At 44.1% G+C, this 12,105-nt stretch carries 15 protein-coding genes; 11 read left to right on the forward strand and 4 right to left on the reverse strand.

The window, feature by feature from the left end; translation table 11 throughout:
• Positions 1-6: 6 nt before the first annotated feature.
• Complete coding sequence (locus tag V6D42_RS03410; RefSeq protein ID WP_333512372.1) at positions 7-912, reverse strand: alpha/beta hydrolase; 906 nt, start codon at positions 910-912, stop codon at positions 7-9.
• 171 nt (positions 913-1,083) lie between these two features.
• On the opposite strand from V6D42_RS03410, the gene V6D42_RS03415 reads away from it, so the two are divergent.
• Positions 1,084-1,308, forward strand: a complete 225-nt coding sequence (locus tag V6D42_RS03415) for a YqkE family protein (RefSeq protein ID WP_010334821.1) — start codon at positions 1,084-1,086, stop codon at positions 1,306-1,308.
• A 29-nt stretch (positions 1,309-1,337) separates the two neighbouring features.
• Here the strand turns inward: V6D42_RS03415 and V6D42_RS03420 are convergent, their stop codons facing one another.
• Positions 1,338-2,258, reverse strand: a complete 921-nt coding sequence (locus V6D42_RS03420) for an aldo/keto reductase (protein WP_333512373.1) — start codon at positions 2,256-2,258, stop codon at positions 1,338-1,340.
• A gap of 62 nt (positions 2,259-2,320) precedes the next feature.
• Positions 2,321-2,443: a Z-ring formation inhibitor MciZ gene (gene mciZ / locus V6D42_RS03425; RefSeq protein ID WP_010334819.1), complete on the reverse strand. Its 123-nt coding sequence runs from the start codon at positions 2,441-2,443 to the stop codon at positions 2,321-2,323.
• 73 nt (positions 2,444-2,516) lie between these two features.
• Between mciZ and nudF the strand changes: the two genes are divergently transcribed.
• Positions 2,517-3,074: an ADP-ribose pyrophosphatase gene (gene nudF, locus V6D42_RS03430; RefSeq protein ID WP_326202917.1), complete on the forward strand. Its 558-nt coding sequence runs from the start codon at positions 2,517-2,519 to the stop codon at positions 3,072-3,074.
• A complete protein-coding gene (locus V6D42_RS03435) occupies positions 3,071-4,234 on the forward strand; it encodes a TIGR00375 family protein (protein ID WP_333512374.1) in 1,164 nt (387 codons plus the stop codon). The genes nudF and V6D42_RS03435 overlap by 4 nt, the downstream gene beginning before the upstream one ends.
• Before the next feature lie 7 nt (positions 4,235-4,241).
• On the opposite strand, the gene V6D42_RS03440 is transcribed toward V6D42_RS03435, so the two are convergent.
• Positions 4,242-4,586, reverse strand: coding sequence for a helix-turn-helix domain-containing protein (locus tag V6D42_RS03440; protein WP_229146985.1), 345 nt, complete (start codon positions 4,584-4,586; stop codon positions 4,242-4,244).
• 182 nt (positions 4,587-4,768) lie between these two features.
• On the opposite strand from V6D42_RS03440, the gene ansA reads away from it, so the two are divergent.
• The 8 genes from ansA to V6D42_RS03480 all read left to right on the forward strand — a co-directional run bounded on the left by ansA (position 4,769) and on the right by V6D42_RS03480 (position 12,098).
• Positions 4,769-5,758: an asparaginase gene (ansA, locus tag V6D42_RS03445; RefSeq protein ID WP_229146986.1), complete on the forward strand. Its 990-nt coding sequence runs from the start codon at positions 4,769-4,771 to the stop codon at positions 5,756-5,758.
• Between the two features lie 46 nt (positions 5,759-5,804).
• A complete protein-coding gene (gene aspA, locus V6D42_RS03450) occupies positions 5,805-7,232 on the forward strand; it encodes an aspartate ammonia-lyase (RefSeq protein WP_010334814.1) in 1,428 nt (475 codons plus the stop codon).
• Positions 7,233-7,373: 141 nt separating this feature from the next.
• On the forward strand, positions 7,374-8,780 hold the full coding sequence (mleN, locus tag V6D42_RS03455; RefSeq protein WP_333512375.1) for a malate-H+/Na+-lactate antiporter MleN: 1,407 nt from the start codon (positions 7,374-7,376) through the stop codon (positions 8,778-8,780).
• Positions 8,781-8,795: 15 nt separating this feature from the next.
• Positions 8,796-10,118, forward strand: coding sequence for an NAD-dependent malic enzyme (locus tag V6D42_RS03460; protein WP_326202910.1), 1,323 nt, complete (start codon positions 8,796-8,798; stop codon positions 10,116-10,118).
• A 102-nt stretch (positions 10,119-10,220) separates the two neighbouring features.
• Entirely contained in the window at positions 10,221-10,442 is a 222-nt protein-coding gene (locus tag V6D42_RS03465) for a hypothetical protein (protein ID WP_168748162.1), read from the forward strand.
• A 97-nt stretch (positions 10,443-10,539) separates the two neighbouring features.
• The gene (gene spoIIM, locus V6D42_RS03470) at positions 10,540-11,184 is read left to right on the forward strand and encodes a stage II sporulation protein M (RefSeq protein WP_010334810.1); all 645 of its coding nucleotides are present in this window, start codon (positions 10,540-10,542) and stop codon (positions 11,182-11,184) included.
• A 112-nt stretch (positions 11,185-11,296) separates the two neighbouring features.
• The gene (gene fur / locus V6D42_RS03475) at positions 11,297-11,746 is read left to right on the forward strand and encodes a ferric iron uptake transcriptional regulator (RefSeq protein ID WP_198098380.1); all 450 of its coding nucleotides are present in this window, start codon (positions 11,297-11,299) and stop codon (positions 11,744-11,746) included.
• A 124-nt stretch (positions 11,747-11,870) separates the two neighbouring features.
• Positions 11,871-12,098, forward strand: a complete 228-nt coding sequence (locus V6D42_RS03480; RefSeq protein WP_010334808.1) for a YqzK family protein — start codon at positions 11,871-11,873, stop codon at positions 12,096-12,098.
• Positions 12,099-12,105 lie beyond the last annotated feature (7 nt).

The raw sequence follows: 12,105 nt of genomic DNA on the forward strand, positions 1-12,105 counted from the left end.
CGCTTTTTACGTTATTTTGTCTAAAAAGGCTTGCACGTTTTTTCGATACGTGCCCCGATTTTTTGTATACGACATGGCGTGTTCTCCAGCTTCAGCAATATAGAGTTCCTTTGGACCGGGCTTTTTTTTATAAAGCCGCTCGGTTGCAGAAACAGGAATATAATCATCGTGCCTGCTGTGAATAAAGAGAACCGGCTTTTCGATCGTATCGATGACAGCAAGCGGGGATACATCGCGTGCGCGGTAGCCGTCCCTGAACCGCAAAAAGGAGTCGGCAATGGGGAGGATCGGCCAGGAAGGCAGCCGGTATTCCGCTTTTAGACGATACGCAAGCTGTTCCTCAAAGCTTGCAAACGGGCAATCGGCAATATAAAAATCAGCGCCATCGTCAGGATGTGCCCCTGCATACAGCAGGGCAGTCACTGCTCCCATTGATTCACCGTGGATTCCGACCAATCCGCGTTTACCGATTTTGTCTTTGACCCATTTGACGATCTCGTTTAAATCATCCTTTTCATAAAAACCATAGCTTGTAGTCTTTCCGCCGCTTTGTCCGTGCCGGCGATGATCGTAAATCACCACATTCCAGCCGAGATCAAGAAATAAATCCATATATTTGAGAGAGTTCAATATATTCACGGTCACGCCGTGGCAGATGATCATTGTTTTTGAGGTATCGTGTGGTGCAACATAGTAGCCTCTTATGTCATATCCGTAAGCCGATGGAATCACAAAAGCCGTTTTCTCCATGCGTTCAAACGATTCAAATACATCATGCCCGTCATCTGTTTCTCTTTTCTTTATCTCTTCGTCGGTTTTTTTCTTTATGAACATAATGATATTTGTAAAACAAATACCGATAGCAGCTACAGCTGCCAAGACAGCGCCGACAGCTAAAAGGAATCTTTTCAAAAGACACAGCACCTTTCAACTCTATTATGAATAACCTTCTAGCATCATTATACCTAAACACTGCTGAGCCGTCAGAAAAATATGACAGCGTTTTTATGAAGAGAGTCTTCTTGTTCAGCCTGAATCTCCATGATAAACTGGCTTCAAAACAAAAACACGGGGGAAGCGAGCATGAAAAAACAAAAATCTGCTGACAAACACCAGTTAAAGGACGATCTTCAATCCGATATAAAAGAAAAGCTGATGCAGATGAAAAGCCAATTGAAGGATGAGGATGAGAAGAGACAGGAAAGAAAGAAAGCGGAACAGATCAGAAAGAAAAAGGAGATCGAAAAAAACAAAAGCTTTGAACAGCTCCTTAATGAAAGCCAGCTCGATTGGCATCAATACAAATAAACCAGCACCCGGTCAGGTGCTGGTTTCCTTTATGAACGGTGCGCTTCGTAAACGTCTTGTTTCGTATAGAATTGGAGCGCTTTGATTTCCTGCTCGCTTAAACGCCGCGCGTTTGCAGCCTGAACGTTTTCCTTCAGTTGCGTTAACTTGCTGGCACCGGTGATTACTGAGGCCACTGCCGGCTGCGCTAAAAGATACTGCAGCGACATTTCCGTCATGGTGAGGTCTGGAGCAACGCCGGACATTGACTTACGGGCCTCTGCCAATTCTTCATAGGAATATGATAAGTACCCGTTTTGTTTCATGGTCTCCGAAGCTTGTTCAAGCGGTTTCTCAGTCAGCAGCCCTTTAGCGACCGGCCCCCTTGCCACGACACTGATCTGATGTTCCTCTAAAAGCGGGAGCCATTCCTCCGGCCGTCTGTCAAACAGGCTGAATTGCATCATAATGCTGACGATATTTGATTTTTTCACATATTCTTTAATGACGTTCGGGCGAATAGAAGAAATTCCATAATAACGAATGACACCTTCTTGTTTTAATTCTTCAAATGCCTCAATCGTTTCGTCAATGTTGTCTTCTATTGTGCCACCGTGAAGCTGATACAGATCAATATAATCCGTTTTCAGACGTGCTAAGCTCTTTTTCACTGCCTCTTTTATGTAAGCTTTTGAAGGGTCCCAATACCAGCCGTCATTTTTGTCACTCCACCGGTTTCCGGCTTTTGTGGCCAAAATGATGTCCTGGCGTCTGTTTTGAATCGCTTTGCCGACGATTTCTTCATTGCGGCCGCGATCATACAAATCAGCTGTGTCTAAATAGTTGATGCCAAGCTCAATGGCTTCATCAAGGATCGACAGCGCTTTATTTGTTTCGGTTCCAAGGGACATACAGCCAAGTCCGACTTCGCTTATTTCTAAATCAGATGAACCTAGTTTGCGCTTTCTCATGTGCACACTCCTTTTTTAGGCTTTGTAATGACCGTAATATAAAGGAGCGGAGTTTTCAACTTTTACGGCTCGGAAATCCAATCTTTCACATACCTGAATGTGCGCCCGTATTCCTTGAGCTTCGCCCGCACCTCCCAGGCTTTCCCCACTAAAACGACGCCCTTTTGCATACGGTATACTTTCATAATGGAGCCCCCTTTTCCCTAGTATGATAAAATGTATGGGGCATGATATAGAGACAGAACGGGAGATGAAGAAATGAAACACTTAGAAGAAAAAACAATTGCTAAAGAACAGATTTTTTCGGGTAAAGTTATTGATCTTTATGTAGAGGACGTCGAGCTCCCTAACGGAAAAACGAGTAAACGCGAAATTGTAAAACACCCTGGTGCGGTAGCGGTGCTGGCTGTCACAGACGAAGGGAAAATCATAATGGTGAAACAATTCCGGAAGCCCCTGGAACGGACGATCGTTGAAATACCGGCCGGAAAGCTGGAAAAAGGAGAAGAGCCGGAGTATACGGCGCTTCGGGAGCTGGAAGAAGAAACAGGATACACAGCGAAAAAGCTGACTAAAATGACAGCATTCTATACATCGCCCGGCTTTGCTGATGAAATAGTCCACGTTTTTCTTGCGGAAGAGCTGGCTGTGCTTGAAGAAAAACGGGAACTAGATGAGGACGAGTTTGTTGAAGTGATGGAGGTGACGCTTGAAGACGCACTAAAGCTTGTTGAGTCGCGCGAGGTTTACGACGCGAAGACAGCCTATGCGATTCAATATCTTCAGCTGAAAGAAGCGCTGCAAGCATCAAAATGAAAAAGATTTACGCGGATTTACACATCCATATCGGTCGGACCTATACAGGAAGGGCTGTCAAAATAACAGGTGCAAAAACGCTGACGCTGGACCGGATTCTGGTTGAGGCCAGTGAATATAAAGGGATTGAACTTCTCGGAATTATTGACTGCCATTCCCCGGAAGTCATAATAGAGCTTGAGGAAGGCATTGCTTCAGGCAGGTATCACGAGCTTGAGGGCGGCGGAGTCCGTTATCGCAGCACAACTCTTTTATTGGGAAGCGAGCTGGAGATTTACGATGAAGCATGCAGCGGGCCGATTCATGTGCTTGCTTTTATGCCGACACTTACTGATATGAAACAATTTTCAGCCTGGCTTTCAGAACGGATGAAAAACATTCATTTAAGTTCACAGCGGATATACGAAACAGGCTTGAATCTTCAAAAAAAAGTAAAAGAAATGGGCGGATTGTTTATCCCCGCCCATATTTTCACGCCCCACAAAAGCTTGTACGGAAAAGGCGTTAAGTCAACTTTAACTGAGGTTTTTGATTCTTCTATGATAGATGCTGTCGAGCTTGGTTTAAGCTGTGACACGCCTATGGCTTCACGGGTATCTGAATTGAATAAATATTCATTTTTAACAAATTCTGATGCGCATTCCTTAGGGAAGATCGGCAGAGAATATAATGAACTATATGTGGCCTCAGCTGATTTTTCTGAGTTCGCTCTCGCATTAAAGGGACAGGATAACAGGAAAATTACCGCAAATTACGGATTAGATCCGCTGTTGGGGAAGTATTATCAAACGGCTTGTGAAGTATGCGGAGAGCGTACTGAGAGCGGGGCAACGGCGTGCGCGGAATGCGGAAGTGCCAGATTGACAAAGGGTGTCAGCGAAAGGCTGTGCGAGCTGAGTGATCAGTCTGGAACGGGCATAGCGCGTCCTAGATATGTCCACCAGATTCCGCTGCAATTTGTGCCGGGTGTCGGACCGAAAACCCTGGACAAGCTAAAAACGGCCTTTGGTACAGAAATGGCTGTTCTTCATGAGACTTCAGAGGAAGATCTGGCTCGGGTTGTTCCGCCGAAAACCGCCGCTCTTATTGTGAAAGCGAGGTCAGGAAAGCTTGAACTGAAAGCCGGAGGAGGAGGAACCTACGGGAAAGTTAAGTCTTAAGTGAAAATTAACTCAGTTCCTCCTGAACTTTTCTCTTTGTCCGGATAAAGGTGATCAGCTGTATTATTTCGTCTTCAGACAGCGGCTTGCCGTCAACAGCAATGTCAAGGCTGCTCCACGTGGTCAATTCAATGGTCTGAGGAGCAGTTTGCTTTTGCTTTGTGCGGCCTAAGAGATCATCGCAGGTTGTATCAAAAAGGTCTGCCAGCATTGCCAGGGCCTCAAGCGAAGGGCGGCGGTAGCCTGACTCGTATCCCGCGTATGTGCTTTTTGCGATACCCAGGAGGTCAGCCGTATATTGAAGCGACCAATTTTTCTTTTTTCTCAATTCAGTTAAACGATCTAAATTCATGGACTTCCGCTCCTTTTTCAACTTGAGCTGATTATATCATATAGGTATTCGGAAGTGTACGCGAATTGAATAATAATGTCTTGCGTATTTTATTTTCCGTGTCTATAATTGCATTAAAAGTATGCGAAAAGCGAATGCCTTCTCGCAAACCCATCTTTAGATATAGTGAAGAGGTGTATGGTATGAAAAAATTATTGATGTTGACAACTGGGGGAACGATCGCTTCAGTTGAAGGGGAAAACGGGCTTGCCCCGGGGGTGAAGGCTGACGAGTTGTTAAGTTACGTATCAAAACTTGATAACGATTACACGATGGAAACCCAATCGCTTATGAATATAGACAGCACCAATATGCAGCCTGAATACTGGGTGGAGATAGCGGAAGCTGTTAAGCAAAATTATGATGCCTATGACGGGTTTGTTATTACTCATGGTACAGATACAATGGCCTATACATCTGCCGCATTATCTTATATGTTGCAGCATGCTAAAAAGCCGATTGTAATTACAGGCTCGCAAATTCCAATTACCTTTCAAAAAACAGACGCCAAAAAAAATATTACAGATGCCATTCGCTTTGCCTGTGAAGGCGTAGGTGGGGTTTACGTTGTGTTTGACGGCAGAGTCATCCAGGGAACACGTGCGATCAAGTTAAGAACGAAAAGCTATGACGCGTTTGAAAGCATCAATTATCCATATATCGCTTTTATTACAGAAGACGGGATTGAATACAACAAACAAGTAACGGAACCTGAGAACGACGCCTTCACAGTTGACACTTCACTATGCACAGATGTTTGTCTGCTCAAGCTGCATCCGGGCTTAAAGCCGGAAATGCTGGACGCTCTGAAAAGCATGTACAAAGGAATTGTCATCGAAAGTTATGGCAGTGGAGGCGTACCGTTTGAAGGCAGAGACATTTTGTCCAAAGTTAATGAACTGATTGACAGCGGCATTGTTGTCGTCATTACGACTCAATGCTTGGAAGAAGGCGAAGATATGAGCATTTACGAAGTCGGCCGCAGAGTCAATCAGGACTTAATTATCCGCTCTAGAAACATGAATACAGAAGCAATCGTTCCGAAATTAATGTGGGCACTGGGCCAATCCTCAGATTTGCCGATCGTGAAAAGAATTATGGAAACACCGATTGCCGATGACGTTGTCCTGTAAATTTCGCTAAAACCATAACCATTATAGAGAAAGTAGGTTAAAGATTATGTTAAACGGCCAAAAAGAATACCGGGTGGAAAAAGATTTCCTTGGAGAAAAACAAATTGAAGCAGATGTCTATTACGGCATCCAAACGCTGCGTGCTTCAGAAAACTTTCCGATTACGGGATATAAAATCCATGAAGAAATGATTAACGCGCTGGCAATTGTAAAAAAAGCTGCCGCACTTGCAAACATGGATGTAAAACGGCTGTATGAAGGAATTGGCCAAGCTATCGTACAAGCCGCTGACGAGATTCTGGAAGGCAAGTGGCACGACCAGTTTATCGTCGATCCGATTCAAGGCGGCGCTGGTACATCCATGAACATGAATGCGAACGAGGTCATCGGAAATCGCGCGCTTGAAATCATGGGTCATAAAAAGGGAGAATACATCCACTTAAGCCCGAACACACACGTTAATATGTCACAATCAACAAACGATGTATTTCCGACAGCCATTCATATTTCCACACTGAATCTGCTGGAAAAACTGCTGAAGACGATGGAAGACATGCATGGTGTGTTTAAACAAAAAGCCCAGGAATTTGATTCTGTTATTAAGATGGGACGGACTCACCTTCAAGATGCTGTTCCGATTCGCCTCGGCCAGGAATTTGAAGCATACAGCCGTGTTCTTGAGCGTGATATTAAACGGATTAAACAATCCCGGCAGCACCTGTATGAAGTCAACATGGGCGCTACTGCAGTCGGCACAGGACTGAACGCCGATCCTGAATATATCAAACAAGTTGTTAAACATCTTGCTGATATTAGCGGACTGCCTCTTGTCGGCGCTGACCATCTTGTCGATGCAACGCAAAATACAGACGCTTACACAGAGGTTTCTGCATCATTAAAAGTCTGCATGATGAACATGTCGAAGATCGCAAACGACCTTCGTTTAATGGCATCGGGACCGCGCGCCGGACTTGCGGAAATTTCTCTGCCTGCCCGCCAGCCGGGATCATCCATCATGCCGGGTAAAGTTAATCCGGTTATGGCGGAGCTCATTAACCAAATTGCGTTCCAGGTGATTGGAAACGATAATACCATCTGCCTAGCTTCAGAAGCAGGCCAGCTTGAATTAAACGTTATGGAGCCAGTGCTTGTCTTTAATCTGCTGCAATCGATCAGCATCATGAACAATGGTTTCCGTTCCTTCACTGACTATTGCTTGAAAGGCATTGAAGCTAATGAAAAACGCTTGAAGCAATACGTAGAAAAAAGCGCTGGAGTTATTACCGCTGTGAATCCGCATCTTGGTTATGAAGCGGCTGCCCGAATCGCCAGGGAAGCGATTATGACAGGCCAATCCGTCCGTGATCTTTGCCTTCAGCATGATGTGCTGACAGAAGAAGAATTGGATATCATTTTAAATCCATACGAGATGACAAAGCCAGGAATTGCTGGAAAAGAGCTATTAGAAAAATAAAATTTAAACAAAATGCAGCTTATTCATCTCTGAATTGCCGGGTGAATAAGCTGTTTACAAGCATAGGGATGAGGAAGTATAGTATACGTGTTGCACTATTTATTGAAAGCGTTTTAGCTTTTTCATTAAGGGGGACTTCTTTTGAAGGATGTAAGATTGCCAACACTATTTGAAATTATTATCGTACTAGGAGTATTTTTAGCACTTGTTATGTCGTTTACAGTCTTTTTAGACTTGCCGATACAGCTTGCACTGTTTATTTCCTGGTTTATTGCAATGATTCTAGGAGTCAGACTGGGTTATTCTTATAAAGACTTGCAGAATGCGATTCTTAGCGGAATATCAAACGGTCTCGAAGCCGTTCTGATTCTCGTTTCAGTCGGAGCACTCATCGGAACATGGATCGCCGGAGGCGTGGTGCCGACGTTGATTTATTATGGATTAGAATTTATTCACCCTAGTATCTTTTTACTGGCAACGTTAATTATTTGTTCTATTATGTCTGTGGCAACGGGAACGTCATGGGGAACAGTTGGAACAGCCGGCATCGCCATGATTGCAATTGGTGAAGGCCTTGGAATCCCGCTTCCTCTTGTAGCAGGAGCCATTCTTTCCGGAGCTTACTTCGGGGACAAGCTGTCACCTTTGTCTGACAGTACAGTCCTGGCTTCTTCATTATCAAAAGTAGATGTATTGGCTCACGTCAGAGCGATGCTTTATTTATCAATACCAGCATATGTAATTACGGCTATTCTCTTTACAGCTGTTGGATTTATGTACGGCGGGAAAAATATTGACCTCGACAAAGTTGAATTTTTGAAATCTTCTTTGCAGAATACATTTGACATTCATATTTGGATGCTGGTTCCGGCTGTTGTCGTTATCGTCTTATTAGCGATGAAAAAGCCGTCTATGCCGGTTATTGTAATTGGTGCATTGCTTGGCGCTGTCTGGGCTGCTGTTTTCCAAGGCATGAATTTCGCGGATGCGATTGCAACAGCGTACAACGGCTTCTCTATTAAAACAGATGTTGAATTTTTAAACGGCCTCTTAAACCGCGGAGGCATCGTAGGCATGCTCGGTTCTCTCGTCGTGATTATTTTTGGCCTAGGCTTTGGTGGGTTGCTTGAGAAGCTAGGTGTGTTAAAAGTCATTGTTTCATTGTTTGAAAAAAAATTGACATCAGCAGGCAATGTGACATTATCTACGCTGATTGTAGCATTTTTGGCAAACATCTTCGGGTGTGCCATGTATGTATCTCTTATTTTGACACCGAAGATTATGGAAGACAGCTATGACCGCTTGCATCTGGACAGAAGAGTTCTATCCCGTAATTCAGAGGTCGGAGGAACTTTGACTTCGGGTATGGTACCTTGGTCTGATAACGGCATTTACATGGCCGGGATTTTAGGAGTTTCTACCTTCTCTTATCTGCCGTTTATGTGGCTCAGTTTTGTCGCAATAGGTCTTGCCATTATCTACGGTTATACAGGAAAATGTATATGGTATACGAAAAATGAAACAGCTCAAGCTGAAAAACTAGGCTAAGAGGAGGATCACTGAATGATAGCAAAACACATGATTCGGACACTGATGATAGAAACGCCTTCGGTTCCCGGAAATCTTGGAAGAGTGGCTACAGCAATCGGCCTTCTGGGCGGAGACATTGGTGATGTGGAGACGGTAAAAGTCGGACCCAATTACACGATGCGCAATATTACTGTACAAGTGGAAAATGAAGAACAGCTTCAGGAAGTGATCATGGCTGTGCAGGCTCTTGGCGAAGGGATCAGACTTCACACGGTGTCTGATGAAGTCCTGTCTGCCCATGAAGGCGGAAAAATCCAAATGAAAAGCAAAATGCCAATTCGTTCGCTGGCAGAGCTCGGGCGCGTCTATACTCCTGGGGTAGCAGACGTCTGCAGACTGATCGAGAAAGAACCTGAAAAGGCTGATATCTACACGACAATCAGCAACTCGGTCGCAATTGTAACCGATGGAACAGCGATTCTCGGTCTTGGAAACATCGGCTCTGTGGCGGGAATGCCTGTTATGGAAGGAAAGGCAGCGTTGTTTGATCAGCTTGCAGGGATTAGCGGTATCCCGATCTTGCTGGATACAAGTGATCCTGAAGAAATCATCAATACGGTAAAACATATTTCACCAGGATTTAACGGCATCCTGCTTGAGGATATCGGGTCACCGCATTGCTTCGAAATTGAAGATCGCCTAAAAGAGGAACTCAGTATCCCTGTCATGCACGATGATCAGCATGGAACAGCTGTCGTTACGCTGGCAGCTGCCATTTCGGCATGTAAAAGCGCGGGCGTTGACTTAAAAGAAGCAAAAGTGGGGCAGATCGGCCTCGGCGCAGCGGGCGTAGCCATCTGCCGGATGTTTATGGCTTACGGCGTCAAAGCTGTATGTGGTACAGACAAATCAGAGGCAGCGATGAGTCGTCTTGAGCAATACGGCGGACAGACAGCTGCCAGCATTGAAGAGTTAATGGAAACATGTGATATTGTCATTGCCACAACAGGAGTTCCTGGTTTAATTAAACCTGAATTCGTAAGATCTGGCCAGGTCATATTGGCATTATCCAATCCGAAGCCGGAAATTGAGCCTGAGGCTGCTTTACAGGCCGGCGCGGCGTATGCAGCTGACGGGCGTTCTGTGAATAATGTGCTTGGCTTCCCGGGTATATTCAGAGGGGCACTGAATGCCAAAAGCAAGGAGATCAATCACGATATGCTTGTGGCGGCAGCAGAGGCCATTGCAGCCTGCACAAAGCCAGGCGATGTGGTTCCACAGCCGCTGGATTCAAAGGTCCATCACGAAGTGACAGCCGCCGTTGAACGCGCCGCTCTTACAGCGGTCAAACATTAAAATGAAACAGCACCTGGCATGACAGGTGCTGTTTTTTTAAAACATTTTAATAACATCTTCCATTTGCGATAATGAATCAAAATGAAACAGGGAGTGATCAACATGGCAAAAAGCCGAGCGAAAAGAAAACGGGAGCATTTGCTTAGAAACAGTGGACGGGACGCCTTATTATCAAGAGGCAGTTCTCCATCCTTCAGCACTCATGAAAGAATGACAAAAAGCAAACAAGACATATTGAATAAAAGAAAGCATAAACACAAAAATCCTTATGATCAAAATGCATTTGATGATAGGGATTTTTTTATGTCCGAAACAGCCGCCTAGCAATCTCTATCGTTTCTTTTTGAAAAAGAGCATGTTTTTCCGTTTCTTTCATACAATCTATTAAATCAAATCAATAGAGCGGGCGGGAGGAAACGATATGCGGAAAATTTCTTATAAGGACATGTTTCTCGGACATGTAAAGGATCATCTCTCACTTTATATATTTGTGTCTGTCCTGTTTTTCATGGGTGTGATTTTTGGCGCTATCATTGTCAACAGCATGACGATCAGCCAGAAAGAAGATTTATATTATTATTTAAGCCAATTTTTTGGACAGCTATCAGACGGAAAACAGGCTAGCTCATCCGATATGTTTTGGCAAAGTATTTTTCATAATGTAAAGTATTTAGGGCTGATGTGGATTTTAGGAATTTCTGTGATTGGCATGCCTATCATTTTCATTATGATTTTTCTAAAAGGAATTGTCGTCGGATTTACTGTGGGGTTTCTCGTCAACCAGATGGGAATCAGCGGTTTTTTCTTATCCTTTGTCTCGGTTTTGCCGCAAAATGTGCTGCTTATTCCGGCTTACCTCATTATGGGCACCTGTGCGATTGCCTTTTCTTTAAAGCTGATCAGGCAGCTGTTTGTCAAACGAAGTCTGCATGATGCGCCGATCCAGTGGTTCGGGCGATATGCCATTGTTCTCCTGATCATTTTATTTTTAGCGCTGATCTCGTCTCTCTTTGAAGCATACATGTCGCCAGTTTTGATGGAAAAGCTGACATCGCGACTTTTTTAAAAACATTATTAAAAGAAAATCATTTTATTTATCAGTTTATAATAATTATAGTTGGAACTCCGCGCTTATTTTGTTATAATGAGTCATGGAATGCGGCGTAGGAGGGAAAGACATGGAAAACCGTATTGATCGAATTAAGAAACAGTTGCACTCATCCAGCTACAAACTTACGCCTCAGCGTGAAGCGACAGTAAGAGTGCTGCTTGAAAACGAAGAAGACCATTTAAGCGCAGAAGATGTATACCTCCTCGTAAAAGAGAAATCTCCTGAGATCGGTCTCGCAACAGTATACCGTACGCTTGAATTACTAACTGAATTAAAAGTCGTTGATAAAATTAACTTTGGAGACGGCGTATCCCGTTACGATCTTCGTAAGGAGGGTGCAGCTCACTTTCATCACCACTTGGTGTGCATGGAGTGCGGAGCCGTTGATGAAATTGAAGAAGATTTGCTTGAAGACGTAGAAGAAGTCATTGAACGTGATTGGAAATTTAAGATTAAAGATCATAGATTGACGTTTCACGGCATTTGCCACCGCTGCAACGGAAACGAAACGGAATAGTCGATGCCGGGCTCGAACCTTTTCTCTTGGGGAAAGGGTTTTTTGCTGTTTCGACGTATAAATCCTTTCTGGTTTGGCATATGGTTTAAATAACAGGAACCATAGAGAAAGGATCGATTGGGACATGGGAAGATTCCTAAAAACGGCTGTTGACACATTGAAGGTTTTTATACTGTTCACAGGTTTTACCGCTCTCTTCTATTATGCTATGATATGGGTAAATCAAGAGTATGAAAACTATCATCGGTACGATAAACCGGAAGGCTCTGCTGTAAAAGTTGTTGAAATGGATGCAGAAGAAAAAGGCGGATGGTTCGACCGGTTAATCTTTTTTTACCAAAACGGGGAGTAGATCTAGA

Origin of the sequence: Bacillus sp. 0909A, from assembly GCF_036765115.1 — a bacterium.
GTDB classification, from domain to species: Bacteria; Bacillota; Bacilli; order Bacillales; family Bacillaceae; genus Bacillus; species Bacillus mojavensis.